24 protein-coding genes are annotated in these 26,504 nt (G+C 69.0%); 1 reads left to right on the top strand and 23 read right to left on the bottom strand.

All coding sequences use genetic code 11. The features are described 5' to 3' along the window. Positions 1-217 precede the first annotated feature (217 nt). The 13 genes from metK to pyrR all read right to left on the bottom strand — a co-directional run bounded on the left by metK (position 218) and on the right by pyrR (position 14,599). Positions 218-1,426, bottom strand: a complete 1,209-nt coding sequence (gene metK, locus AB0D57_RS10635) for a methionine adenosyltransferase (protein WP_362069965.1) — start codon at positions 1,424-1,426, stop codon at positions 218-220. Between the two features lie 240 nt (positions 1,427-1,666). Beyond that, complete coding sequence (gene coaBC, locus AB0D57_RS10630) at positions 1,667-2,869, bottom strand: bifunctional phosphopantothenoylcysteine decarboxylase/phosphopantothenate--cysteine ligase CoaBC (RefSeq protein WP_362069962.1); 1,203 nt, start codon at positions 2,867-2,869, stop codon at positions 1,667-1,669. Positions 2,870-2,995: 126 nt separating this feature from the next. Then, positions 2,996-3,268, bottom strand: a complete 273-nt coding sequence (gene rpoZ, locus AB0D57_RS10625) for a DNA-directed RNA polymerase subunit omega (protein ID WP_003982715.1) — start codon at positions 3,266-3,268, stop codon at positions 2,996-2,998. A gap of 47 nt (positions 3,269-3,315) precedes the next feature. Then, positions 3,316-3,873 (bottom strand): guanylate kinase, encoded by a 558-nt coding sequence (gene gmk / locus AB0D57_RS10620; protein ID WP_362069959.1) that lies wholly within the window; start codon positions 3,871-3,873, stop codon positions 3,316-3,318. A 37-nt stretch (positions 3,874-3,910) separates the two neighbouring features. Beyond that, positions 3,911-4,234, bottom strand: a complete 324-nt coding sequence (locus tag AB0D57_RS10615) for an integration host factor (protein ID WP_016638838.1) — start codon at positions 4,232-4,234, stop codon at positions 3,911-3,913. A gap of 310 nt (positions 4,235-4,544) precedes the next feature. After that, positions 4,545-5,387: an orotidine-5'-phosphate decarboxylase gene (pyrF, locus tag AB0D57_RS10610; RefSeq protein ID WP_362070106.1), complete on the bottom strand. Its 843-nt coding sequence runs from the start codon at positions 5,385-5,387 to the stop codon at positions 4,545-4,547. A gap of 32 nt (positions 5,388-5,419) precedes the next feature. Continuing rightward, a complete protein-coding gene (locus AB0D57_RS10605) occupies positions 5,420-6,526 on the bottom strand; it encodes a quinone-dependent dihydroorotate dehydrogenase (RefSeq protein ID WP_362069956.1) in 1,107 nt (368 codons plus the stop codon). 70 nt (positions 6,527-6,596) lie between these two features. Beyond that, a complete protein-coding gene (gene carB, locus AB0D57_RS10600; RefSeq protein WP_362069953.1) occupies positions 6,597-9,905 on the bottom strand; it encodes a carbamoyl-phosphate synthase large subunit in 3,309 nt (1,102 codons plus the stop codon). Next, complete coding sequence (carA, locus tag AB0D57_RS10595; RefSeq protein ID WP_362069950.1) at positions 9,898-11,034, bottom strand: glutamine-hydrolyzing carbamoyl-phosphate synthase small subunit; 1,137 nt, start codon at positions 11,032-11,034, stop codon at positions 9,898-9,900. Before carA ends, carB begins: the two co-directional genes overlap by 8 nt. After that, entirely contained in the window at positions 11,031-11,609 is a 579-nt protein-coding gene (locus AB0D57_RS10590) for a hypothetical protein (protein WP_362069947.1), read from the bottom strand. Before AB0D57_RS10590 ends, carA begins: the two co-directional genes overlap by 4 nt. After that, a complete protein-coding gene (locus tag AB0D57_RS10585; RefSeq protein ID WP_362069944.1) occupies positions 11,606-12,892 on the bottom strand; it encodes a dihydroorotase in 1,287 nt (428 codons plus the stop codon). Before AB0D57_RS10585 ends, AB0D57_RS10590 begins: the two co-directional genes overlap by 4 nt. A gap of 4 nt (positions 12,893-12,896) precedes the next feature. Continuing rightward, positions 12,897-13,874: an aspartate carbamoyltransferase catalytic subunit gene (locus tag AB0D57_RS10580; protein ID WP_362069941.1), complete on the bottom strand. Its 978-nt coding sequence runs from the start codon at positions 13,872-13,874 to the stop codon at positions 12,897-12,899. A 137-nt stretch (positions 13,875-14,011) separates the two neighbouring features. Further along, on the bottom strand, positions 14,012-14,599 hold the full coding sequence (pyrR, locus tag AB0D57_RS10575; RefSeq protein WP_362069938.1) for a bifunctional pyr operon transcriptional regulator/uracil phosphoribosyltransferase PyrR: 588 nt from the start codon (positions 14,597-14,599) through the stop codon (positions 14,012-14,014). 253 nt (positions 14,600-14,852) lie between these two features. Here pyrR and bldD point away from each other — a divergent pair, with 253 nt between their 5' ends. Beyond that, positions 14,853-15,353, top strand: a complete 501-nt coding sequence (gene bldD / locus AB0D57_RS10570) for a transcriptional regulator BldD (RefSeq protein ID WP_361540868.1) — start codon at positions 14,853-14,855, stop codon at positions 15,351-15,353. A 201-nt stretch (positions 15,354-15,554) separates the two neighbouring features. On the opposite strand, the gene nusB is transcribed toward bldD, so the two are convergent. From nusB to ruvX, 10 genes are all read right to left on the bottom strand, one after another. Then, the gene (nusB, locus tag AB0D57_RS10565) at positions 15,555-15,989 is read right to left on the bottom strand and encodes a transcription antitermination factor NusB (RefSeq protein ID WP_362069935.1); all 435 of its coding nucleotides are present in this window, start codon (positions 15,987-15,989) and stop codon (positions 15,555-15,557) included. Positions 15,990-15,991: 2 nt separating this feature from the next. After that, the gene (gene efp / locus AB0D57_RS10560; protein ID WP_010988257.1) at positions 15,992-16,558 is read right to left on the bottom strand and encodes an elongation factor P; all 567 of its coding nucleotides are present in this window, start codon (positions 16,556-16,558) and stop codon (positions 15,992-15,994) included. A gap of 59 nt (positions 16,559-16,617) precedes the next feature. Continuing rightward, positions 16,618-17,724 (bottom strand): aminopeptidase P family protein, encoded by a 1,107-nt coding sequence (locus AB0D57_RS10555; protein WP_362069932.1) that lies wholly within the window; start codon positions 17,722-17,724, stop codon positions 16,618-16,620. 179 nt (positions 17,725-17,903) lie between these two features. Further along, entirely contained in the window at positions 17,904-18,779 is an 876-nt protein-coding gene (locus AB0D57_RS10550) for a Pro-rich N-terminal domain-containing protein (protein ID WP_362069929.1), read from the bottom strand. Between the two features lie 208 nt (positions 18,780-18,987). Continuing rightward, entirely contained in the window at positions 18,988-20,079 is a 1,092-nt protein-coding gene (gene aroB / locus AB0D57_RS10545) for a 3-dehydroquinate synthase (protein WP_362069926.1), read from the bottom strand. Beyond that, positions 20,076-20,591, bottom strand: coding sequence for a shikimate kinase (locus tag AB0D57_RS10540; protein WP_362069923.1), 516 nt, complete (start codon positions 20,589-20,591; stop codon positions 20,076-20,078). The genes aroB and AB0D57_RS10540 overlap by 4 nt, the downstream gene beginning before the upstream one ends. After that, positions 20,588-21,772 carry a chorismate synthase gene (gene aroC, locus AB0D57_RS10535; protein ID WP_362069920.1) on the bottom strand — a complete coding sequence of 395 codons (1,185 nt, stop codon included), beginning with the start codon at positions 21,770-21,772 and terminating at the stop codon, positions 20,588-20,590. Before aroC ends, AB0D57_RS10540 begins: the two co-directional genes overlap by 4 nt. A gap of 177 nt (positions 21,773-21,949) precedes the next feature. After that, a complete protein-coding gene (locus AB0D57_RS10530; protein WP_362069917.1) occupies positions 21,950-22,789 on the bottom strand; it encodes a shikimate dehydrogenase in 840 nt (279 codons plus the stop codon). A gap of 1,365 nt (positions 22,790-24,154) precedes the next feature. Further along, positions 24,155-25,903, bottom strand: coding sequence for an endolytic transglycosylase MltG (gene mltG / locus AB0D57_RS10525; protein ID WP_362069914.1), 1,749 nt, complete (start codon positions 25,901-25,903; stop codon positions 24,155-24,157). A 123-nt stretch (positions 25,904-26,026) separates the two neighbouring features. Beyond that, positions 26,027-26,491, bottom strand: a complete 465-nt coding sequence (gene ruvX, locus AB0D57_RS10520; RefSeq protein WP_362070103.1) for a Holliday junction resolvase RuvX — start codon at positions 26,489-26,491, stop codon at positions 26,027-26,029. Positions 26,492-26,504: the final 13 nt, after the last annotated feature.

The following is a 26,504-nucleotide window of genomic DNA, read 5'->3' as shown; positions in this document are numbered from 1 at the left end:
CTACCAGAGCGCACTGACACCGCCGCGAGCCCGAGATCCAGCGCGATCACCCGCGCGAGATCCGGCCCACGACGAGCCTGATCGCGCTGACCGTGGGGTCTGGCGGGGGGGCAGAGAAGGGTTCCGTCCTGCTGAGGACGGGGAGAGGCACGGCAGGTGACACAGCGAGGCCCGGCACCCCCGAGGGGCACCGGGCCTCACCACAAAACCGCAAGGACTACAGGCCGACAGCCTTGCGCAGCGCCTCCACACGGTCCGTCCGCTCCCACGTGAAGTCGGGCAGCGCCCGCCCGAAGTGGCCGTACGCGGCCGTCTGGGAGTAGATCGGGCGCAGCAGGTCGAGGTCGCGGATGATGGCCGCCGGGCGAAGGTCGAAGACCTCGGTGATGGCGGTCTCGATCTTCTCGGCGTCGACCTTGGCGGTGCCGAAGGTCTCGACGAAGAGACCGACCGGCTCGGCCTTGCCGATGGCGTAGGCGACCTGGACTTCGCAACGGGAGGCGAGGCCCGCGGCGACCACGTTCTTCGCGACCCAGCGCATCGCGTAGGCGGCGGAACGGTCGACCTTGGACGGGTCCTTGCCGGAGAAGGCACCACCGCCGTGGCGGGCCATGCCGCCGTACGTGTCGATGATGATCTTGCGGCCGGTGAGGCCGGCGTCGCCCATGGGGCCGCCGATCTCGAAGCGGCCGGTCGGGTTGACGAGGAGGCGGTAGCCCTCGGTCTCCAGCTTGATGCCGTCGTCGAGGAGGGCCTTCAGCTCCGGCTCGACCACGAACTCGCGGATGTCGGGCGCGAGCAGGGACTCCAGGTCGATGTCGCTCGCGTGCTGCGAGGAGACGACGACCGTGTCCAGGCGGACCGCCTTGTCGCCGTCGTACTCGATGGTGACCTGGGTCTTGCCGTCGGGGCGCAGGTACGGGATGGTCCCGTTCTTGCGGACCTCGGAGAGGCGACGGGAGAGGCGGTGCGCGAGGTGGATCGGGAGCGGCATCAGCTCCGGGGTCTCGTCCGTCGCATACCCGAACATCAGGCCCTGGTCGCCGGCGCCCTGCTTGTCCAGCTCGTCCTCATCGCCCTCGACACGCTGCTCGTACGCCGTGTCGACGCCCTGCGCGATGTCCGGAGACTGCGAGCCGATCGACACGGACACGCCGCAGGACGCTCCGTCGAAGCCCTTCTTCGACGAGTCGTAGCCGATCTCCAGGATCTTGTCGCGGACCAGCTGGGCGATCGGCGCGTACGCCTTGGTCGTGACCTCTCCGGCCACGTGCACCAGGCCGGTCGTGATCAGCGTCTCCACGGCGACCCGGGACTTCGGGTCCTCGCGCAGAAGCGCATCGAGAATGGTGTCGCTGATCTGGTCAGCGATTTTGTCGGGGTGACCCTCGGTCACGGACTCCGAGGTGAACAGGCGACGGGACACAACGCTCCCTGTGGTTGCAGCGGCTGCTGGCTGATCATTGGCGGACGGGACGGGAGCTGCGCCCGGCATCGTCCGAGAACAGTTTATCGGTCACGCTCGCCCGCAGGCTCCCTTGTCTCGCTTCTCGGAAGCGCTGTGACCTGCGGCACGCGCATTCTGCGCCATGACGACCGGCTTCCACCAGTGCCGTCACGCCAGATTTCGCGCGGATGGAGGCATCCGTTGAGGCGAATGAGACATTCACCGCAGGCGGGGTGTCACCAGATCCCACACGGTCTCGGCCAGAGCTTCCTTGGGCCCGTACGGCACCGGAGTCTCGCTGCCGTCAGCGCCGAGAACCACCGCCTCGTTCTCCTCGGAACCGAAGGTCTTGCGCTCCCCCACCTCGTTCACGACGAGGAGGTCACACCCCTTGCGCTCCAGCTTCGTACGACCGTTGGCGAGGACGTCGTCCGTCTCGGCGGCGAAGCCGACGACCACCTGGCCGGGGCGCGGACGGTCCGCGGAGATCTCCGCGAGGATGTCCGGATTCCGGACCAGAACGATCGGCTCCGGTTCCTGGCCGTCCTTCTTCTTGATTTTTCCGGCCGCGTACGTACCCGGGCGGAAGTCCGCCACCGCCGCCGCCATCACCACGGCGTCGGCGTCCGAGGCCGCCTTCAACACCGCCTCGCGCAGCTGCACGGCCGTCCCGACCTGGACGACGTCCACGCCCGCCGGGTCCGGCAGCCCGGTGTTCGCGGCGATCAGCGTGACCCGGGCGCCCCGCGCGACCGCCGTGCGCGCCAGCGCGTACCCCTGCTTGCCGGAGGAGCGGTTGCCGAGGAAGCGGACCGGGTCGAGGGGCTCGCGGGTGCCGCCCGCACTCACGACGACGTGACGGCCGGCGAGATCCGGCTCGGTCACGCCCCGGGCGAGCACGCGGCGACAGACCTCGAAGATCTCCGCGGGGTCGGGCAGTCGCCCCTTGCCGGTGTCCACACCGGTGAGGCGCCCCACCGCGGGCTCGATGACCACGGCGCCGCGGCGGCGCAGCGTAGCCACGTTCTCCTGGGTCGCCGGGTGCTCCCACATCTCGGTGTGCATGGCGGGCGCGAAGACGACCGGACAGCGGGCGGTGAGCAGGGTGTTCGTGAGGAGGTCGTCGGCCAGGCCATGGGCCGCCTTGGCGAGCATGTCGGCCGTCGCCGGGGCCACGACCACCAGGTCCGCGTCCTGCCCGATGCGGACATGCGGGACCTCGTGGACGTCCGACCAGACCTCGGTGGACACGGGGTGGCCGGAGAGCGCGGACCAGGTGGCCGCGCCGACGAAGTGCAGTGCGGACGCGGTGGGTACGACGCGTACGTCATGGCCCGACTCCGTCAGCCTGCGCAGCAGCTCACAGGCCTTGTACGCGGCGATGCCACCGCTGACCCCCAGCACGACCTTCGGCTTGTCCACCGGGCCTCCCCACACTCGAAAACGTACAACCCCATGCTGCATCACTGCGTGGGACGACCTCCGCGCCCCCGAGCAGACCACAGGCCCGACAGTCGAGCTGCCGGGCCTGCGATGAGCAAGAAATGATTACTGCGCGGGGCCCTCGACGGCCTCCGACGTCAGCAGACCCGCGTTGATCTCGCGCAGGGCGATCGAGAGCGGCTTCTCGTGGACGTGGGTGTCGACGAGCGGACCGACGTACTCGAGGAGACCCTCGCCGAGCTGCGAGTAGTACGCGTTGATCTGACGGGCGCGCTTGGCCGCGTAGATCACGAGGCTGTACTTCGAGTCGGTGGCCTCGAGGAGCTCGTCGATCGGAGGGTTGATGATGCCCTCGGGAGCAGTGATGGAAGAGGACACGCTCTGCCTTCCGAAAGGTGGAAATTGACCTGAAGGTGACCTAAAGATCAAACAACTTCCATCAAGGCTAGCAGCTCACGCGCCACGTCCTCGACGGAGGTGTTGACCAGGGTGACATCGAACTCGGGCTCGGCCGCCAGTTCGATCTTGGCAGCCTCCAGACGGCGCTCGATCACCTCGGGCGGCTCGGTGCCCCGCCCGGTGAGCCTGCGCACCAGCTCCTCCCAGGAGGGCGGAGCCAGGAACACGAGCAAGGCCTCCGGCATGGACTCGCGAACCTGTCGGGCCCCTTGGAGGTCGATCTCCAGGAGGACCGGCACGCCCGCCTCCAGGTGCTCGATGACGGCCGCGCGGGGCGTCCCGTAGCGGTTGCCGGCGAATTCGGCCCACTCCAGCAGCTCGCCGTTGGCGATCAGCTTGTCCATCTCCTCGTCGGAGACGAAGAAGTAGTGGACTCCGTGCTTCTCACCGGGGCGCGGCCTGCGGGTCGTCGCCGACACCGAGAGCCAGACCTCGGGGTGTTCCTTGCGCATATGAGCGACGACCGTGCTCTTGCCGACCCCTGAGGGGCCGGAGAGCACGGTCAGCCGCGGACGTTCACTCATGCAGCGATTATTCCAGCAATCCCGGTGTGCCCAGGACTCAAGCGCCGGAGCCGCCGAACTCGCGCTCCAGGGAGGCGATCTGGTTCGAGCCGAGGCCGCGCACGCGGCGGCTCTCGGAGATCCCGAGTCGCTCCATGATCTGCTTGGCGCGGACCTTGCCCACGCCCGGCAGGGACTCGAGGAGAGCGGAGACCTTCATCTTGCCGATGACGTCATTCTCCTGACCCTGCTTGATGACCTCGTGAAGCGAGGCACCGGAGTGCTTGAGTCGATTCTTGACCTCGGCCCGCTCCCGGCGAGCCGCGGCGGCCTTTTCGAGCGCGGCTGCGCGCTGTTCAGGGGTAAGGGGCGGAAGAGCCACGCCTACGTCACCTCGGATGTCGAACTGTCGGATACGGACCGGTGAGGAACCTAGTAGCCCCACACCTGGGGAGCTACGAGCAACACGCTTGCCCGTTCTCCCCCACTGCCTTGAGGGCGTGGGAGGTGCCCTCACTCGACGGAGACTAGCGGGCAAGTGCGCCAGAGTCAGCGAGAACAGAGGAAAAGTCCTGGTCAGCCTCCCTGGAGCCGGGCATTTACGACATACTGCCCCGGATTTGAGGATGTATTCAGACTCGGGTCGCTCCGGAGACAGTCATCGGAGGACTGTCGCGCGGCCGTCCGAGCACTCAGGCGGCCGCCACAGCGGCCCTGATCTCCTCCGCGAAGCGGTCCGCGGACTCCCGCAGCGCGAGGACATCGGGACCGTGACGAAGAACACCCCGGCTGACGTTCGGGACGACATTGCGCACCGCCGTACCGAAGACACCCGCGAGATCGGCCGCCGTGGCCCCCTGGGCGCCGATTCCGGGTGCGAGAAGCGGTCCGTTGATGTCCAGGTCGTAGGAGGAGAGATCGCCCAGCGTGGCACCGACGACGGCGCCGAAGGACCCCAGGGGCGTCTCCCCGGCATTCTCGGCGGCCAGATGCCCGAGCATGGTCGCTCCGACGTTGCGGCCGTCCCCGCGGACCGCGTGCTGCACTTCGGCGCCCTCCGGGTTCGAGGTCAGGGCGAGCACGAACAGCCCGGCGCCGCTCTCGCGCGCCAGCTCCACCGCGGGCTTCAGGGAGCCATAGCCCAGATACGGCGACACGGTCAGCGCGTCCGAGAACAGGGGCGCGTCCTTGCGCAGGAAGGTCTCCGCGTACGCGGCCATGGTCGAGCCGATGTCGCCGCGCTTGGCGTCCATCACGACCAGCGCCCCGGCCGCCCGCGCCTGTTCGACCGACTTCTCCAGGACGGCGATGCCGCGCGACCCGAAGCGCTCGAAGAACGCGCTCTGCGGCTTGAGGACCGCGACCCGCTCGGCCAGCGCCTCGACGACGGTGCGGCTGAATCGCTCCAGGCCCGCGAGGTCGTCGTCCAGGCCCCAGTCGGTGAGCAGCGAGGCGTGCGGGTCGATGCCCACGCACAGGGGGCCCCGGTCGTCCATGGCGCGGCGCAGCCGGGCGCCGAAGGGTTCCGGGCTCATGCTGCCTTCCTCACCCATGCCGCCTGCCTCGCTCATGCTGCCTTCTTCACATCGGCGCCGACCGCGTCGGCGAGAGTGGCGTACGGGCTCGTGCGCAGGCGCGCGGCGAGCCCCTTGTGGATGGCGCGGCCCCAGAAGGGACCCTCGTAGATGAAGGCGCTGTAGCCCTGGACCAGCGTGGCGCCGGCCAGGATGCGCTGCCAGGCGTCCTCGGCGTTCTCGATGCCGCCGACGCCCACCAGGGTGATCCGGTCGCCCACGCGCGCGTAGAGGCGGCGCAGCACCTCCAGGGAGCGTGCTTTGAGCGGCGCTCCGGAGAGTCCGCCGGTCTCCTTGACCACGGAGGGTTCGGACTTCAAACCGAGTTCCTCGCGCGCGATGGTGGTGTTCGTGGCGATGATCCCGTCCAGGCCCAGCTCGACGGCGAGGTCGGCGACCGCGTCGATGTCCTCGTCGGCGAGGTCGGGAGCGATCTTGACGAGCAGCGGCACGCGCCGGTCGGTGACCGCGCGGTCGGCAGCTTCGCGGACGGCGCTCAGCAGGGGCCGCAACGCTTCGGTGGCCTGCAGATTGCGCAGGCCGGGCGTGTTCGGCGAACTCACGTTGACCACGAGATAGTCGGCGTGCCGAGCCAGTCGCTCCGTCGACTTCACGTAGTCGCCGACGGCCTCCGCCTCGGGAACCACCTTGGTCTTGCCGATGTTGACGCCCACGACGGTCCTGAACACGGGCGTACGGGCCGCCAGACGCTCGGAGACGGCCGCGGAGCCGTCGTTGTTGAATCCCATGCGGTTGATCAGCGCCCGGTCCGGCACAAGCCGGAACAGCCGCTTCTTGGGGTTGCCGGGCTGCGGCTCCCCCGTGACCGTGCCGATCTCGATGTGGTCGAAGCCGAGCATCGACATCCCGTCGATCGCGACGGCGTTCTTGTCGAAGCCCGCCGCGAGTCCGAACGGGCCGTGCATCCGCAGCCCGAACGCCTCGGTGCGCAGCTCCTTGTGGCGGGGCGCGAGCGCGGCGGCGACGAAGGTGCGCAGGACCGGGATGCGGGCGGCGAGGCGGATCCAGCGGAAGGCGAGGTGATGGGCCTGCTCGGGGTCCATCCGCTGGAAGACGAGGTTGAAAAAGATCTTGTACATGGTGTCCTCACGAAGACATGGAGTCCTCACGAAGAGGGGGACACCGTTTCCGATGTCCCCCTCAGGGCTGCTAGTCGCGGGCCGCGGTCAGATGCTCGGCGTGTTCCTGGAGCGAACGCACGCCCACGTCACCGTGGTTGAGCGCGTCGATGCCCTGGACGGCGGCGGCGAGCGCCTGCACCGTCGTCAGGCACGGGACGGACCGCGCCACGGCCGCCGTACGGATCTCGTAGCCGTCGAGTCGGCCGCCGGTGCCGTACGGCGTGTTGACGATGAGGTCGACCTGGCCGTCGTGGATGAGCTGGACGATGGTCTTCTCGCCGTTCGGGCCCTCGCCCTCGCTCTGCTTGCGCACGACCGTCGCGTTGATGCCGTTGCGCTTGAGCACCTCGGCGGTGCCGGACGTGGCGAGCAACTCGAAGCCATGGGCGACGAGTTCACGTGCCGGGAAGATCATCGAGCGCTTGTCGCGGTTGGCGACGGAGATGAAGGCACGGCCCTTCGTCGGCAGCGGACCGTAGGCCCCCGCCTGGGACTTGGCGTATGCCGTCCCGAACACCGAGTCGATGCCCATGACTTCACCGGTCGAGCGCATCTCCGGGCCCAGCACCGTGTCGACGCCACGTCCGTGGATGTCGCGGAATCGCGACCACGGCATGACGGCCTCCTTGACGGAGATCGGCGCGTCGAGCGGCAGCTCACCGCCGTCACTGGTGGCCGGAAGCAGCCCCTCCGCCCGCAGTTCGGCGACGGTCGCGCCCAGCGAGATCCGGGCGGCGGCCTTCGCCAGCGGCACCGCGGTCGCCTTCGAGGTGAAGGGGACGGTGCGCGAGGCACGCGGGTTGGCTTCGAGGACGTACAGGATGTCGCCCGCCATGGCGAACTGGATGTTGATCAGTCCGCGAACCCCGACGCCCTTCGCGATGGCCTCGGTGGACGCCCTCAGCCGCTTGATGTCGAACCCGCCGAGGGTGATCGGCGGCAGCGCGCACGCCGAGTCGCCGGAGTGGATACCGGCCTCCTCGATGTGCTCCATGACGCCGCCGAGGTAGAGCTCCTCACCGTCGTACAGCGCGTCGACGTCGATCTCGATCGCGTCGTCGAGGAACCGGTCGACCAGGACGGGCCTCGAAGGGCTGATCTCGGTCGACTCGGCGATGTACGAGGACAGCCGCGTCTCGTCGTACACGATCTCCATGCCGCGCCCGCCGAGCACGTACGACGGCCGTACGAGGACGGGGTAGCCGATCTCGTCGGCGATGGCCTTGGCCTCGGCGAAAGTGGTGGCCGTGCCGTGCTTGGGGGCCGGGAGACCGGCCTCGGCCAGGACCCGCCCGAAGGCGCCGCGGTCCTCGGCGGCGTGGATCGCCTCGGGGGGCGTACCGACGACCGGCACGCCGTTGTCCTTGAGCGCCTGGGACAGACCCAGCGGGGTCTGTCCGCCGAGCTGCACGAGCACACCCGCGATCGGACCGGCCAGCGACTCCGCGTGGACGATCTCCAGCACGTCCTCGAGCGTCAGCGGCTCGAAGTACAGGCGGTCGGAGGTGTCGTAGTCCGTGGAGACGGTCTCGGGGTTGCAGTTGACCATCACGGTCTCGTAGCCCGCGTCGCTGAGCGCGAAGGAGGCGTGGACGCAGGAGTAGTCGAACTCGATGCCCTGGCCGATGCGGTTCGGGCCGGAGCCCAGGATGATCACCGCGGGCTTCTCACGCTGCGCGACCTCCGACTCCTCGTCGTAGGAGGAGTAGAAGTACGGCGTCTTCGCCGCGAACTCGGCGGCGCAGGTGTCGACCGTCTTGTACACCGGGCGCACGCCCAGCGCGTGCCGCACCTCGCGCACCACGTCCTCGCGCAGGCCACGGATCTCGGCGATCTGCGCGTCGGAGAACCCGTGCCGCTTGGCCTCGGCGAGCAGCTCCGGTTCCAGCTTGTCGGCGGCGGACAGCTCGTCCGCGATCTCCTTGATCAGGAACAGCTGGTCGACGAACCACGGGTCGATCTTGGTCGCCTCGAAGACCTCTTCGGGGGTGGCGCCCGCGCGGATGGCCTGCATGACGCAGTTGATGCGACCGTCGGTCGGACGGACCGCCTCGGCCAGCAGCTCACCCTTCTCGCCCGGGTCGCCCACGAACGTGAACTGCGAGCCCTTCTTCTCCAGCGACCGCAGCGCCTTCTGCAGCGCCTCGGTGAAGTTGCGGCCGATCGCCATGGCCTCGCCGACCGACTTCATGGTCGTGGTCAGGGTCGAGTCGGCGCTCGGGAACTTCTCGAAGGCGAAGCGCGGGGCCTTCACGACGACGTAGTCGAGGGTCGGCTCGAAGGATGCCGGCGTCTGCTCGGTGATGTCGTTCGGGATCTCGTCGAGCGTGTAGCCGACGGCGAGCTTCGCGGCGATCTTGGCGATCGGGAAGCCGGTCGCCTTGGAGGCGAGGGCCGAGGAGCGGGACACGCGCGGGTTCATCTCGATGACGATGACCCGGCCGTCCTCGGGGTTCACCGCGAACTGGATGTTGCAGCCGCCGGTGTCGACGCCGACCTCGCGGATGACGGCGATGCCGATGTCGCGCAGGACCTGGTACTCGCGGTCGGTGAGCGTCATCGACGGGGCGACGGTGATCGAGTCACCGGTGTGCACGCCCATCGGGTCGAAGTTCTCGATGGAGCAGACGACCACGACGTTGTCGTGCTTGTCGCGCATCAGCTCCAGCTCGTACTCCTTCCAGCCGAGGATGGACTCCTCCAGGAGCACCTCGGTGGTGGGAGACAGGGTCAGGCCCTGACCCGCGATGCGGCGCAGCTCCTCCTCGTCGTGCGCGAAGCCGGAGCCCGCGCCGCCCATGGTGAAGGAGGGCCGGACGACGACGGGGTAGCCGCCGAGGGTCTCGACGCCGTTCAGCACGTCGTCCATGGAGTGGCAGATGACCGACCGGGCGGACTCGCCGTACCCGATCTTCGCGTTCACCGCCTCCACGACGCCCTTGAAGAGTTCGCGGTCCTCGCCCTTGTTGATCGCCTCGACATTGGCGCCGATGAGCTCGACGCCGTACTTGTCGAGGGTCCCGGCCTCGTGCAGCGAGATGGCCGTGTTGAGGGCCGTCTGGCCGCCGAGGGTGGGCAGGAGCGCGTCCGGGCGCTCCTTGGCGATGATCTTTTCGACGAACTCGGGGGTGATCGGCTCGACGTACGTGGCGTCGGCGATCTCCGGGTCGGTCATGATCGTCGCCGGGTTGGAGTTGACCAGGATGACCCTCAGGCCCTCGGCGCGCAGGATGCGGCACGCCTGGGTGCCGGAGTAGTCGAACTCGGCGGCCTGGCCGATGACGATCGGGCCGGAGCCGATGACCAGGACGGACTGGATATCGGTGCGCTTAGGCACGCTGGCCCTCCATCAAGGATACGAAGCGGTCGAACAGGTAGGCGGCGTCGTGCGGGCCCGCTGCCGCTTCGGGGTGGTACTGGACGCTGAACGCCGGCTGGTCGAGGAGCTGGAGCCCCTCGACGACCTGGTCGTTCAGGCAGACGTGCGAGACCTCGGCACGCCCGTAGGGGGTCTCGGACACCTTGTCGAGCGGGGCGTCGACGGCGAAGCCGTGGTTGTGCGCGGTGACCTCGACCTTGCCGGTCGTACGGTCCTGCACGGGCTGGTTGATGCCGCGGTGGCCGTACTTCAGCTTGTACGTGCCGAAGCCGAGGGCGCGGCCCAGGATCTGGTTGCCGAAGCAGATGCCGAAGAGGGGGGTCTTGCGCTCCAGCACCGCCTTGACCACGGTCAGGTCCACGGTGGACGGGTCACCGGGGCCATTGGACAGGAAGAAGCCGTCCGGGTTGACCGCGTACACGTCCTCGACCGTGGCGGTCGCGGGCAACACGTGCACCTCGATGCCACGCTCGGCCATCCGGTGCGGGGTCATGCCCTTGATCCCCAGGTCGAGGGCGGCGACGGTGAAACGCTTCTCCCCGATCGCGGGGACGACGTACGCCTCCTTGGTGGCGACCTCCTCGGAGAGGCTGGCACCGACCATCTCAGGCGCCTGACGCACCTCGGCGAGCATGGTGCCCTCGTCGGGCAGTGCATTGCCGGAGAAGATGCCGACGCGCATGGCGCCGCGCTCGCGCAGGTGCCTCGTCACAGCACGCGTGTCGATGCCGGAGATACCCACGACACCCTGGTTGCGCAGCTCCTCGTCCAGCGAGCGCTGGGCGCGCCAGTTGGACGGCACGCGCGCGGGGTCGCGCACGACGTAGCCGGAGACCCAGATGCGCTTCGATTCGGGGTCCTCGTCGTTGACGCCGGTGTTGCCGACGTGCGGGGCGGTCATCACGACGACCTGGCGGTGGTACGACGGGTCGGTGAGGGTCTCCTGGTAGCCGGTCATGCCGGTGGAGAACACCGCTTCACCGAAGGTCTCCCCCACGGCCCCGTAGGCGCGGCCGCGGAAGATCCGGCCGTCCTCCAGGACGAGTACGGCGGGAACCTTCGCGGCTCCCCTGGTGGAGGTCGTCATCGTGCGCCTTCCGTGTCGATCGTTTCGATGCTCTTGTTGATCAGGCTGTTCAGGGTGTCGACCCACTCGTTGTGCTCGGCCGCGTGGTCGGAGCGGAAGCCGGAGTCGATCAGCTTGTCGCCGTGCGCCCAGGTGACGACGAGCAGACCGCCCTCGCTGAGGACCTTCCCGGCGATGCCCTTGCCGAGCAGGGCCTCGCGCAGTGCTTCGGCCGGGATGAAGAAGTCGGTGGCCCCGGGGCGTACGACGTCCAGTCCCGCGTCCGTCAGCGTGAGCTCGACCCGGCTGCGGGTGCCCAGGCCGTGCGCCACGATGCGGTCCAGCCACTGCCCGGCGGTGGTGGAGCCGTGATAGCGGCCGCTCATGCTCAGTTTCGCCGGACCGAGGTCTTCCGGCGCGGTGGGCAGCTCGGGCAGGTCGCCCTGGAGGGTGCCGCGCCACTTCCAACCCTCGCGCATCAGCCAGTAGACGAGCGCGACGAAGAGGGCGAGGCCGACGAGCCAGCCGATCCGGGCGGCCCAGTCGGTCACTTCGGCCGATTTCTGTTCCGCTGCGAGCAGAGTTACAGGTGTCACGAGAGCTTCCCGTCGATGAGCGTCGCCTTGCCCCGGAGCCACGTGTGTGTCACACGACCCGGCAGCTCACGCCCCTCGTACGGGGTGTTGCGGCTGCGCGAGGCGAAACCCGCGGGGTCCACGGACCCACGGTATTCCGTGTCGACGAGCGTGAGGTTCGCGGGCTCACCAGCCGAGACGGGACGGCCGTGCCCGTCTGCCTGCCCGATCCGCGCGGGCTTGACGGACATACGGTCGGCGACCCCGGCCCAGTCGAGGAGCCCGGTGTCGACCATCGTCTCCTGGATCACTGACAACGCGGTCTCCAAGCCGACCATGCCCATGGCCGCGGCGGCCCACTCGCAGTCCTTGTCCTCGTGCGGGTGCGGCGCGTGGTCGGTGGCGACGATGTCGATGGTGCCGTCGGCGAGCGCCTCGCGCAGGGCCATGACGTCACGTTCGGTGCGCAGCGGAGGATTGACCTTGAAGACCGGGTTGTACGTCCGCACGAGCTCGTCGGTGAGGAGGAGGTGGTGCGGGGTGACCTCGGCGGTGACGTCGATACCGCGGGACTTGGCCCAGCGCACGATCTCGACCGATCCCGCGGTCGAGAGGTGGCAGATGTGGACGCGCGAGCCGACGTGCTCGGCGAGCAGGACATCCCGGGCGATGATCGATTCTTCGGCCACCGCCGGCCATCCCCCGAGCCCCAGCTCGGCGGAGACGACGCCCTCGTTCATCTGGGCGCCCTCGGTGAGGCGGGGCTCCTGCGCGTGCTGGGCGACGACGCCGCCGAATGCCTTCACGTACTCCAGCGCCCGGCGCATGATCACCGCGTCGTCCACGCACTTGCCGTCGTCCGAGAAGACCGTGACCCCGGCCGCGGACTCGTGCATCGCGCCCAGTTCGGCGAGCTTCTTGCCCTCCAAGCCCACGGTGACAGCGCCGATGGGCTGTACGTCGCAGTAGCCGTGCTCCTGGCCGAGCCGGTAGACCTGCTCGACGACACCGGCGGTGTCGGCGACCGGGAAGGTGTTGGCCATGGCGAACACGGCCGTGTAACCGCCGGAGGCCGCCGCCCGGGTACCGGTCAGCACGGTCTCCGAGTCCTCACGGCCCGGCTCACGCAGATGGGTGTGCAGGTCGACGAGGCCGGGGAGCAGCACCTTGCCGTCGGCTTCGACGACCTCGGCACCCTCTTCGGACAGCCCGGTGCCGACCGCCTCGATGACCGCGCCGTCGATGAGTACGTCCTGCTGCTCGCCGCCGAGCACCTTCGCACCACGGATCAGGATCTTGCTCATGGTCTTACTTCTCCTCGGTACGGGTGTGGGTGACGGCGGGCTCATTGCCGCCAAGGAGCAGGTAGAGCACGGCCATGCGGATCGAGACACCGTTGGTGACCTGCTCGACGACCGTGCAGCGGTCGGAGTCGGCGACCTCGGCGGTGATCTCCATGCCGCGGACCATCGGGCCGGGGTGCATCACGATGGCGTGCTCGGGCATCCGCGCCATGCGGTCGCCGTCGAGGCCGTAGCGCCGCGAGTACTCGCGCTCGGTCGGGAAGAACGCGGCGTTCATCCGCTCACGCTGCACGCGCAGCATCATCACCGCGTCGGACTTGGAGAGCGTGCTGTCGAGGTCGTACGAGATCTCGCAGGGCCAGGTCTCGACGCCGACCGGCACCAGGGTCGGCGGGGCGACAAGGGTGACCTCGGCGCCGAGGGTGTGCAGCAGGTCGACGTTGGAGCGGGCGACCCGGCTGTGCAGCACATCGCCGACGATCGTGATGCGCTTGCCGGACAGGTCCTGCCCTATCCCGGCGTCACGGCCGACCAGACGGCGGCGCATGGTGAAGGCGTCGAGCAGGGCCTGCGTGGGGTGCTGGTGGGTGCCGTCACCGGCGTTGATGACGACGGCGTCGATCCAGCCGGAGGTGGCGAGCCGGTACGGGGCTCCGGAGGCGCCGTGGCGGATGACGACGGCGTCGACGCCCATCGCCTCCAGGGTCTGGGCGGTGTCCTTGAGGGACTCGCCCTTCGACACCGAGGAACCCTTGGCGGTGAAGTTGATGACGTCCGCGGAGAGGCGCTTCTCGGCGGCTTCGAAGGAGATCCGGGTGCGGGTCGAGTCCTCGAAGAAGAGGTTGACGACGGTGCGGCCGCGCAAGGTCGGCAGCTTCTTGATCGGCCGGTCGGCGACCCGGGCCATCTCCTCGGCGGTGTCGAGGATCAGGACGGCGTCGTCGCGGGTGAGGTCGGCGGCCGAGATGAGATGACGCTGCATCTGTCAGGCTCCGTAAGGCAGTTCGGTTCGGGAGGCGAAGGTCTGGGGGTGTCCCCAGAGGGCGCAGCCAGGCGCGTGGGCGTGCATGGAGTGCACTCAGGAGGCGTACGTCACAGGCGCACGCCCGCGAGTGGCTGCTACTCCCCGCCCGGGGAGGTCCGCTTCGCACCGAGCAGCACGGTGTCGCGACCGTCCTCCTCGGCGAGCTGGACCTTGACCGTCTCCCGCAACGACGTGGGGAGGTTCTTGCCGACGTAGTCGGCGCGGATGGGCAGTTCGCGGTGGCCCCGGTCGACGAGGACCGCGAGTTGGACGGCGCGCGGGCGTCCGATGTCGTTCAGCGCGTCGAGCGCGGCGCGGATGGTGCGACCGGAGAAGAGCACGTCGTCGACGAGGACGACCAGTCGGCCGTCGATGCCGTCACCGGGGATGTCGGTGCGGGCCAGCGCACGCGGCGGGTGCATACGCAGGTCGTCGCGGTACATGGTGATGTCGAGCGAGCCGACCGGGATCTTGCGGTCGGTGATCTCCTCGAGCTTGGCGGCGAGCCGCTGGGCGAGGAAGACGCCTCGGGTCGGAATGCCGAGGAGCACCACGTCGTCGGCACCCTTGGCGCGCTCGACGATCTCGTGGGCGATGCGGGTCAGCACCCGCGCGATGTCGGGGCCTTCGAGAACGGGCCGCGCATCGGACGCGTACTGCTGGGGGTTCTGCTCTGTGTCCATACGAAACGGACCTCCTTCTCCGCCTCACGGGACGGATCATTAAAGGACGTCGGAATTGCGCCACCCACGGTACCAGTCCGGAAACGTGCCTGATCACCCCCCTTCAGGCCACCACCGGTGACTCCCACGGAAGGGTCGGCCCGGACCGTTCGGCTTGACGGGGAAGAGTAACGCTGCGTAACCTCACAGTGAGTCACCAGAGTCACCAGCCGCGCGGCCGAGCCGCACGTTGATACAGCGTCCGGGGAGCTATATGTCCAGCGAATACGCCAAACAGCTCGGGGCCAAGCTCCGGGCCATCCGCACCCAGCAGGGCCTTTCCCTCCACGGCGTCGAGGAGAAGTCCCAGGGACGCTGGAAGGCGGTCGTGGTCGGTTCGTACGAGCGCGGCGACCGCGCCGTCACCGTGCAGCGCCTTGCCGAACTGGCGGATTTCTACGGGGTCCCCGTGCAGGAGCTGCTGCCGGGCACCACTCCGGGCGGGGCCGCCGAGCCGCCGCCCAAGCTCGTCCTGGACCTGGAGCGTCTGGCGCATGTGCCGGCGGAGAAGGCCGGTCCCCTGCAGCGCTACGCGGCGACGATCCAGTCGCAGCGCGGTGACTACAACGGCAAGGTGCTGTCGATCCGCCAGGACGACCTGCGCACGCTCGCCGTCATCTACGACCAGTCGCCCTCGGTCCTCACCGAGCAGCTGATCAGCTGGGGCGTCCTGGACGCGGACGCGCGCCGCGCCGTCACCCACGAAGAGGGCTGAGCCCTTCGGACAGCTGTGCAGAAACGTGCCGCCGGGGTGGCCGGGACCAACAGGTTCCGGCCACCCCGGCGGCTTTCTGCGGGCCTCGGGAGCCTCATGGGTACCCGGCCGAGGCACCACCGGACCGGAATGCCGGAGGGCCCGCAGCATCCGCTGCGGGCCCTCCGGCATTCTCGTAGCTTTCACGTACGTCGCGTACGTCTAGTCCTCGTCCCGGCGGAGCGACGGCTTCAGGTCCTTCAGCCGGCCCAGCAGGCCGTTCACGAACGAGGGCGACTCGTCCGTGGAGAACTCCTTCGCCAGCTGCACCGCCTCGTCGAGCACCACGGCGTCCGGGGTCGCGTCGACCCAGATCAGCTCGTAGGCACCGAGGCGCAGGATGTTGCGGTCGACGACCGGCATCCTGTCCAGCGTCCAGTCGACGGCATACGTCGCGATGAGCTCGTCGATCCGCCTCGCCTTCGTGGCGTAGCCCTCGACCAGCTGCATCGTGTACTCGCTCACCGGCGGCTGCCGGGTGTCGGTCCGGGAGTGCCGGATCCAGTCCGCGAGGACCGTCAGGACGTCCACGCCGCGCTGGTCACCCTCGAAGAGGATCTGGAAGGCGCGCTTGCGGGCCGTGTTGCGGGCAGCCACGGTTAGCTGTTCACCCGGCCGAGGTAGTCGCTCGTACGGGTGTCGACCTTGATCTTCTCACCGGTGGTGATGAAGAGCGGGACCTGGATCTGGTGGCCGGTCTCCAGGGTGGCGGGCTTGGTGCCACCGGTGGAGCGGTCGCCCTGGACACCCGGCTCGGTCTCCTGGATGACGAGCTCGACGGCGGCCGGCAGCTCGACGAAGAGCACCTCGCCCTCGTGCTGCGCGACGGTGGCGGTGAAGCCCTCGATCAGGAAGTTGGCGGCGTCGCCGACGGACTTGCGGTCGACCATCAGCTGGTCGTAGGTGTCCATGTCCATGAAGACGAAGTACTCGCCGTCCATGTACGAGAACTGCATGTCGCGCTTGTCGATCGTGGCCGTCTCGACCTTGACGCCGGCGTTGAACGTCTTGTCGACGACCTTGCCGGAGAGCACGTTCTTCAGCTTGGTGCGCACGAAGGCCGGGCCCTTGCCGGGCTTGACGTGCTGGAACTCGACGACGGACCAGAGCTGGCCTCCGTCGAGCTTGAGCACCAGGCCGTTCTTGAGGTCGTTCGTGGAAGCCACGGTTGCGGAATCTCCTGGACTGACGTGGACGACCCCGGGGACACGCGCGTAGCTCGAAGCTAGAGCGCGAGCAGTTCCTTGGTCGTGATGGTGAGTAGCTCGGGTCCGCCATCCGCCTCGGGGCGGACGACGAGCGTGTCATCGATCCGGACACCGCCCCGGCCCGGGAGGTGGACCCCCGGTTCGACGGTGACCGGCACGCAAGTCTCCAGTTTACCCATGGCCGCGGGGGCCAGCTGCGGGTCCTCGTCGATTTCGAGCCCTACACCGTGCCCGATCAGCGGAGGAAGGCCTTCCGTGTGCCCCGCGGAGTCGAGCACCTGGCGGGCCGCGCGGTCCACGTCACGGTAGGCGGCGCCGGGTGCCAGCGCCTCGCGTCCGGCACGCTGGGCGGCGAAGACGAGGTCGTACAGCTCGACCTGCCAGTCGGCGGGCGAGGTACCGATCACAAAGGTACGGCCGATCTCGCAGCGGTAGCCCCGGTAGGTCGCGCCGAGACAGACGGACAGGAAGTCGCCCTCCTCGACCCGCCGGTCGGTGGGCCGGTGACCGCGCCGCCCGGAGTTCGGCCCGGTGCCGACCGAGGTCGCGAAGGCGGGCCCTTCCGCGCCGTGATCGACGAGACGGCGCTCCAGTTCCAGGGCGAGATGGCGCTCCGTACGGCCGACGAGGATGGATTCGAGCAGTTCACCCAGCGCCTGGTCGGCGATTTCGGCGCCGATCCGCAGACAGGAGATCTCCTCCTCGTCCTTGGTCACCCGCAGCTGCTCCACCGCAGCGCCCAGGTCGGTGAGCCGTAGCCGCGGCGCCACCGAGCCCATGGCCCGATGCCGGCTCACGGTCAGATGGTGCTCCTCGACCGCGACGGAGTCGGCGCCCTGACCTGCGGCGACGTCGGCCGCGGCGACAGCGGGGTCCCCGCCCGGGCTGGACAGCACCTGAACGCGCAGCGCTTCATCGGGCCGCCCTTCGTCGGCCTCGCCCCTCGGCGGGCCTCCGCAGAGCAACACGTCCTCGCCCCTGCCCAGCAGGAGGACGGCACCTCGCGGGGCCGCCCCGGCGAGATACCTCACGTTGGCCGGGCGGGTGACGAGCGCGGCCGCGCTGCCGCCCGCGGTACAGCGCTCTCGTAGCCGCTCGCGGCGGGCCCCGTACACCTCTGACATGAATCGAGCCTACGAGCGCTGACCGAATACCGCCGGTCCAGCGGGGCCGGACGGGCGGTTGAGGGCCGGATGGGCGGCAGGGGCGCATGCATTACCGCAGGTGCGTTGACCGCAGGTTCATGGACCGCAGACCTCATGGCCGCAGATCTATCGGCCGCGGGTCTATTGCCGCAGGCGGACTACCACTGCGGCGGACTGGCGATCGATCGGGCGAGTACGTCCTCCAGGACCCGGGCCGTGGCCGGTACGTCGAGCTGCGAGTTGTCGATGATGGGCAGCCCCGACCCGTACCAACCGGCCATCCGGCCGTGGATGCGGGCGACTTCCTCGTCGGCCAGGCGGCGGTTTCCGGAGCGCTGGGCGTTGCGCTCCAGGACGATCTCCAGTCCGGGCAGCAGGACGACGGGCAGCAGACCCGGCCCGACGTGCCGCTTCCATCCGCCGAGGCCGACGACCGGGCGGTCCGGGAAGACGGCGTCGTCGAGGATGCAGGAGATGCCGTTGGCCAGGAAGTTCCGCGCGGCGAAACCGCAGGTGCGGCGGGCCAGGCGGTACTGCGCCTCCGAATGGTCGTTCCACCCCGACTGGGGGTCGGCAAAGCCCGAGCGCACCCATTCACGTACGTCGTCGAGGCTGATGTGGGCCGTCGGGACCCGGCGGTGGTCCGCCCAGTACTTGGCGACGCTGGTCTTGCCCGCGCCCGCGGGGCCGATGAGCAGCACGGCGAGCGTGGTCGACGTGAAGTCGGAGGCGCCCGTGGCGGGCGGCGCGCTCGGCATGCCGACCGGGCCGCCCGGGGGCAGCTGCACATGGCCCGTGGTGTCCGGCGCGGGGGCGTGCTGCGGAGGCGCGGGCGGTGGCAGGTGTGACGGTGGCGCCGGAGGATGTCCCGGGGGAGGGCCGACGAAACCGGGGGCCGGCGGGCTCGAGGGTGCCGGACCGGGGTGCCCGCCCGGGTGTCCCGGGTGCTGCGCGGCCGGCGGCCAGCCGCCGGCGGCCGGTCCGTGCCCCGGCTGGTGGGGCGGCGGCAGCGGAGCCCCCACTGCGTGCTGCATCCGGTGCCACTCCGTCTCGTGTCTCTTGGCTCGTTCGCCTCCGGGACGCGTCTCACTCGCGGCAGGCCATTGGCGCCGGCGAATGGGGCCTCGGTCCCGTCGCTACCGAACGGTACCTTCCCCGGCCGCCGTTGTGTGAACGGCCGGGGAAGGGATGAAGTGCCCGCCGACGAAGGGCAAATCGGGCCAAGTGCGGGCCCGTTGGGCGTTACTCCCCTACTTCGCCGTAGGCGGCGAGGAGAACGGCCGGGTCGGGGCCCTCCAGGACGGTGGGCTTGGCCAGTCCGTCGAGGACGATGAAGCGCAGCAGGTCGCCGCGGGACTTCTTGTCGACCTTCATGTTCTCCAGGAGCTTGGGCCACTGGTCGTAGCGGTAGCTCAGCGGGAGACCCACGGATTCGAGGATCGTGCGGTGCCGGTCCGCGGTCGCGTCGTCCAACCGGCCCGCCAGCCGGCCGAGTTCGGCGGCGAAGTGCATCCCCACGGCGACGGCCGCACCGTGCCGCCACTGGTAGCGCTCGTTCTTCTCGATGGCGTGCGCGAGGGTGTGGCCGTAGTTGAGGATCTCGCGGAGGCCCGACTCCTTGAGGTCCCCGGAGACGACCTCGGCCTTCACCTTGATGGACCGCTCGATGAGCTCGGCGGTGTGCGGGCCCGCGGGCGTGCGGGCCGCCTCGGGATCGGCCTCGATGAGCTCCAGGATCGTCGGGTCGGCGATGAAGCCGGCCTTGATGATCTCGGCGAGGCCGGAGACGTAGTCGTGGACGGGCAGCGAGTCGAGCGCGGCCAGGTCGCAGAGGACGCCCGCGGGCGGGTGGAAGGAGCCGACGAGGTTCTTGCCCTCGGCGGTGTTGATGCCGGTCTTGCCGCCGACCGCCGCGTCCACCATGGCCAGCACCGTGGTGGGGATGGCGATCCAGCGCACCCCGCGCAACCAGGTCGCGGCGACGAAACCGGCCAGATCGGTGGTGGAACCGCCGCCCACACCGACGATGATGTCGCTGCGGGTGAAGCCGGACTGGCCAAGAGCCTTCCAGCAGTAGGCGGCGACCTCGGCGGTCTTGGCCTCCTCCGCGTTCGGCACCTGGATGGCGACGGCCTCGAAGCCCTGCCCGGCCAGGTCGGCACGGAGCGCCTCACCGGTCTCGGCGAGCGCCTCGGGGTGGATCACGGCGACCCGCTTGACCTTGTCGCCGATCAAACCGCCCAGCTCACCGAGGAGTTGACGGCCGACCAGGACCTCGTAGGGGTCGGTGCCCGCGGTGCCGCCGACCTGGATACGGGTCACTGCCTCGCTCATGCTTCCTTCAACTCCAGTGCGTCGAGGACCGCTTGGGCGACCTCTTCAGGGGTGCGGCCGTCGGTGGCCACGACCGCGCGGGCGACTTCGGTGTACAGGTGACGGCGCGCCTCCATCAGCTCGCGCCACTGCCGGCGCGGGTTGACGGCGAGCAGCGGCCGGGCCGCGTTCAGGCCGGTGCGCTGGACCGCCTCCTCGACGTCCATCGAGAGGTAGACCACGGTGTGTCCGGCGAGCAGCGCGCGGGTGTCCGCGTCGAGGATCGCGCCGCCACCGAGCGCCAGTACGCCGTCGTGCTCGGCCAGTGCGGTGTGTACGGCCCGCTTCTCGATCGCGCGGAAGACCGGCTCGCCCTCGTCGACGAAGATGTCGGCGATGGAACGGCCCTGCTCGGCCACGATGTCGTCGTCCGTGTCCCGGAAGGCGCAGTCGAGCCGCCCGGCGACCAACTCGCCCACCGTGGACTTGCCGACGCCCATCGGGCCGACCAGGACGACGCGCGGAGCGGTCACCGCACGACCAGGTTGTCGAGGTACGACCGCACGTTGCGGCGGGTCTCCGGGACGCTGTCGCCGCCGAACTTCTCGGCCACCGCGTCCGCCAGGACGAGGGCGACCATGGCCTCGGCGACGATACCGGCGGCCGGGACCGCGCAGACGTCGGAGCGCTGGTGGTGCGCCTTGGCGGCCTCGCCGGTGGCCACGTCGATGGTGGCCAGGGCGCGCGGCACGGTCGCGATCGGCTTCATCGCGGCGCGTACCCGCAGCAGCTCACCGGTGGTGAGACCGCCCTCGGTGCCGCCGGAGCGGCCGGAGGTGCGCCGGATGCCGTCCTCGGTGTGGACGATCTCGTCGTGCGCCTTGGAGCCCGGCACCCGCGCGAGCTCGAAGCCGTCGCCGACCTCGACGCCCTTGATCGCCTGGATGCCCATCAGCGCGGCGGCGAGCCGAGCGTCGAGCCGTCGGTCCCAGTGCACATGTGAGCCGAGGCCGACCGGCACGCCGTACGCGAGGACCTCGACGACGCCGCCGAGGGTGTCGCCGTCCTTGTGGGCCTGGTCGATCTCGGCGACCATCGCCTTCGACGTGTCGGCGTCCAGGCAGCGCACCGGGTCGGCGTCGAGCTTCTCGACGTCGGAGGGCTTGGGGTAGACGCCGTACGGCGCCTTGGTCGCGGCCAGCTCGACGACGTGCGAGACGATCTCGATCCCGGCCGTCTCCTTCAGGTACGACCGGGCCACCGCGCCCAGCGCCACACGGGCGGCGGTCTCACGGGCGGAGGCGCGCTCCAGGATCGGCCGGGCCTCGTCGAAGCCGTACTTCTGCATGCCCGCGAGGTCGGCGTGACCGGGCCGCGGCCGGGTCAGCGGGGCGTTGCGGGCCACGTCGGCGAGGATCGCCGGGTCGACCGGGTCGGCCGCCATGACCTGCTCCCACTTGGGCCACTCGGTGTTGCCGACCATGACGGCCACCGGCGAACCGAGCGTGAGCCCGTGGCGAACACCGCCCAGGAAGGTGACCTCGTCGCGTTCGAATTTCATCCGGGCACCGCGTCCATAGCCCAGGCGCCGCCGGGCCAGGTGGTCGGCCACCATCTCCGTGGTGATCGGCACGCCGGCGGGAAGGCCCTCCAGCGTCGCGACTAGTGCGGGACCGTGGGACTCCCCCGCGGTCAGCCAGCGCAACCTGCTCAACGGTGCTCCTCATGCTCGCGCCCTGGTGCTGCTGCTGCGTACGCGCGTCCTCGCGTACGGCGACGGCGCGACCGGGTGCGCGGCCCTGGCCCGCCACCTCCGATCCTCCCATGTCCTGGGTCGTTGTCCGGCCGCAGGTCCACCAGGCGGACGGATCCGCCCCCGCAGGAGCGGCGCTCAGCGACGCGCGAGCGCCTGCTCGCCCGCCTTCCGCATGGCGTCGAGCGGCGCGGGGGAACGCCCGGTCATCTGCTCGACCTGGAGCACCGCCTGGTGCACGAGCAGATCGAGTCCGCTGACGACGGCGCCGCCGTAGGCCGACCAGCGGGCCGCGAGATCGGTGGGCCACGGTTCGTACAGCACGTCAAAAAGGGTCGCGGGCCGCTCCGGGACCGCCGCGGCGAGCGCGTCCGTCGTGCCCGCCGGGGTCGTGGCGATCACGAGCGGGGCGCGCAGGGCCTGGTGGGCGTCCGCCCAGTCCCGCGTGCGCACCTCCACGTCGAGCCGCTCGCCCCACTGCCGCATCTCGGCGGCGCGCTCGGCGCTGCGGACGTAGGCGACGACCTCGCCGGTGCAGATCCGTGCCAGTGCGGCAAGCGCGGACGAAGCGGTGGCGCCCGCGCCGAGGATGGCGGCGGAGTCCACCTGTTCGATGCCGCACTCGCGCAGGGCGGCGACCATCCCGGGAATGTCGGTGTTGTCACCGACACACCGGCCGTCCTCGGTGAACACGACGGTGTTCACGGCCTCCACCGACGCCGCCGTGTCACTGATCTCGTCGAGCAGCGGAATCACGGCCCGCTTGAGCGGCATGGTCAGCGAAAGGCCCGCCCACTCGGGCCCCAGCTCCCCGAAGAACCCGGGCAACCCCTCCTCCTCGACCTGAAAACGGTCGTACGACCAGTCGTCGAGTCCCAGTGCCCGGTACGCGGCGCGGTGCAGCACCGGCGAGAGGGAATGGGCGATCGGGGAACCGAGTACGGCGGCTCGGTGGGCGTCAGTTGCCTGTGCTGTCATTGAACCTGTCCTTGAACCTCGCGAAACCGGTGTACGTCTCCGCGGATTTGGTCTTTGCCCCCCGTCGGCCACCCGTCAAGCGGGAATCCCGAAAATCGCCACTCAACGGCCTAGGACCCCCTACAGCACCATGACACACGTTCTTACTGACCAATCGTGAAGTCATCGTCGAACCTTGATCTTTCCGAGGGCCGCCAGCTTGCCGACGGCCCTCGGAAAGATCGATCCTAGCTTCACATCCGGAACGACCGTGAGACGACCTGGACCCGCCAAGCAGCTCACCGCATCACTTACCGATGCTCAGCCCGCGTAGCGAGGAGGTACCGCCCGATGAATCGACCAATCACCACCGCGAACCGCAAGCAGGTGCGCCACCTCCACGCCAAGGGCAAGGCACGTAAGCGAGACCGCCCGCGAGTCCGGGCCGTCCACCGTGCGACGGCCTAGCTCCAGCAGCTCGCGACGCCACGCCCCGCACCCAGTCACAGTTAGGCGTGGTCGGACCTGCTGACACAAGTGCTGGTCCAAATGTCAAGGCTGCCGTATTCACCAATGCAGGCCTTCATGGTGACAGGGGTACCCTCGGCTATCCAGCTAAGGCTGTACCCATCGCAAGTGTTAGCCCCACGCGAGTTCCAGTAATCGTCGTGAAATTTGCCATCGATATAAAATCTGGCAACTGCGGAGTGGCCATCCGCCTTTTCTTCGCAAAGATTGAATATGTCTCCGTTGGACTGCCGGCCGACGGACGCGCCTCCCTCTGATGAATAGATAATACCGTCAGCATGCTGGCACTGCCGCAAGACCGACGATAGCGACCCCCATGGCCGCAATGGATCCAAATCGGGCGATTCTCACTCTCTCCCTCCCGTATTACAAATAAAGCAGCGAGGCTTTTGTCACCACCGAATAGTGATCACCGCGAAGAGATTAGAATTCTTAATGATCAAGCGCGATACCCGAGCCTCGATCCTTCAAAGCGGTCCGCCGACTTGTCCGGCGAGGCAATTTCGGCCACCCTGACCAATTATGGGCAGGGCTATAAGCCTGGCTTTCGCATCGAGTGGGCGCCGCGTTCCACAATTCCGGTGAGTTGGTGTTACTCGCGAGCACGGGATGCCGCTGGTCAACCGGGGCTCAGGAGGGTACCGAACCACTGGATCCCACTGGTGATCAGGTTGCCCCAACGCCGGTGAGCCCCGAGGCGGAGGACGCGGGCTCGGCGGGCTACAACTGCCTTGTCACCGCTGGCATCCGCACCGAAGACAGCAGCTGGATCAAGTCGACCCGCTAGTGGGGCTCCTCGTCGCCATATACCGACGAGTACCCCTCCCGACATTGCGGCGAGTGGCGGGACGCCCGTCGTCAGTCCTTGTTTCTCGACGCGTTCCACTGGTTGACCAGCTCCTCGTGTTCCGCGAGGGTCTTCGTGAACCGGCTGGTCTTCCCGTCCATCGAGATGAAGTAGTACCAGCCGTCGTCTGTCGGGTTGAGCGCACCCTGGAGCGCTTCTTCACCGGGATTGTCGATGGGACCCGGCGGCAGTCCTTTTTCGTAGTAGGTGTTGTAGGGGTTGTCGTACTGCCGCAGTTCGGAAATGCTCAGGTCGATCTTGCTCTGGTTCTTCACGTAGTTGTACGTGGAGTCAAACTCGAGGGAACCGTAAGTCTCGGGATTACCGGGCTCGAGGCGGTTGTAGACGACCTCGGCCATTTTGCGGAAGTCGTCGTGGCTCGTGCCCTCGGCCTGCGCCAGGCTCGCCACGGTGAGTAGCTGCCAGGGATCGTCGAGACCCAAGCTCTTGGCCTTCTTCTCAATGCCGAGCTCTTCGTACTTGGCGTTGGCCCGGGCGACCATCTCCTTCAGGACGGTCGCGGGCTCCTGCCCCTTGGTGACCCCGTAGCTGGAGGGATAGAGGAACCCTTCCAGCGGGTCCTTCAGGTCGGGGTGATTCAGCGCCCAGTCGGGAAGGCCGAGACTCTTGTACTCCTTCCTCGCGACCTTCGCCGTGGTGCCCTTGGACACCCCCAGGCGCTTGTCGATCTGTGCGAAGACAGCCGTGTTGCGAGAGCCCTCGGCGATGATCAGGTTGTTGCGGCTCGTCGGGCTGAGCATCAGTTCGACCGCGCTGGCGGCCGACATCTGCTTCTCCAGCATGTAGACGCCGTCCTGAATCGTCTTGCCGTCGGGGTTCGACTCCTGCGCGGAGACGAACGCGTCGACGCTCTGGACGACGCCCGCCTCCTTGAGCTTCTGCCCCATCACATAGCCACCCGCGCCCTGGGGGATGACGACGGTGATCTGCTGACCGTTTCCGTCACCCGCATAGTCGGGAGCCAGGCCAAAACGATCTTGATAGAACTGGTACCCGAAGTATCCGACCCCGCCGATGCCGCCGCCAAAAACCAGGACGACCACCAGGCAGGCACAGCCATTGCGACGCTTCTTGTCCTTGCCGCCCTTGCCCTTCCGGCCGCTGCGGCCGGCCTTCGGGTCATCGTCGACGACATCGTCATCGTCGCCCCCCGCGAAGAAGGCGTGCTCGCCCTGGTCGGGACCGGGATCCCAGTCGGGCTGCGGCTCCGGCTCGGCACGGCGGCGGGCGGGCGGCTCCGGCGGCGGGTAGGCGTCGGGGGTGCCGTAGAAGTCGGGCTGCCCGCCGCCGTAGGCGACGGTCTGGTTCCCGTACGGGTCGACCGGGTCGGCGGCGTAAGCGACCTGGTGCTGCGTCCCGTTGTCCCAGCCGCCGTTGTCGTAACCCTGCGGCTCCTGGCCGTTGTAGGGCTGCTGCCCCTGATCGACGTACTGCTGCTGCGTCTGGTCCACGTACTGCTGCTGGCCCTGGCCGGCGAACTGCTGGTGCCCCTGCTCGGGGAAGTGCTGCTGGCCCTGGTTGTGATACTGCTGCTGATCCTGGCCGTAGGCGCCCTGCTGGCCACTGCCCCAGTCGCCGTACTGCGCCTGCTGCTGTTGCGGCTGCTGCGGATAGTGCTGCGGCCGGCCGCCGTAGGGGGACTGGCCGTCGGCGGCCTGCCCTCCCCATCCGCCGTCCCCGTACAACGGGTCCTCCGGATTCCACGGTTCGGAGCCTGGGCCCCGGCCATACTCAGTCATCGATCCCCTAGAGCCGCGAGGCGGTGGCTGCTGGCGCTGGTGGCTCGGCTCCCGTCCGCCTCTTCGCTGTGCGGTGGCTGCTCGAAACACCGCCGCATCGCGCGGAACGTTACCGCACCGCGATCAGATGACCACTTCGACGCCCTCGCCCGGTACCTTTCCAGACGCCCTTTCGGACTCCAGGGCCTGTTGCAGGATGATGACGGCGGCCGCCTGATCGATGACGGACCTACCCTTTTTGGACTTCACGCCCGAGGCGCGCAGCCCCTGACTGGCCGTCACTGTGGTCATCCTCTCGTCGAGGAGCCGCACCGGAACTGGCGCGATCCCCTGGGCGAGGGTCTGTGCGAAGGCTCGGACCTTGACGGCGGCCGGGCCCTCGCCCCCCTTCAGGGAGCGAGGGAGCCCGACGATGACCTCGATCGGCTCGTACTCCTCGACGAGTTGCCTCAACCGGCGCTGGGCGGCGGGCACATCGCGTCCCGGCACCGTCTCGACCGGAGTCGCGAGGATCCCGTCAGGGTCGCACGAGGCGACCCCGATCCGGGCGTCCCCGACGTCGATCGCGAGCCGACGGCCGCGGCGCATGCCCCGGCCGTCT

The sequence above is a fragment of the Streptomyces sp. NPDC048275 genome (assembly GCF_040652275.1).
GTDB lineage: Bacteria > Actinomycetota > Actinomycetes > Streptomycetales > Streptomycetaceae > Streptomyces.
The sequence above is the reverse complement of the archived record's forward strand: the minus strand, read 5'-3'. Positions and strand labels throughout refer to the sequence as shown.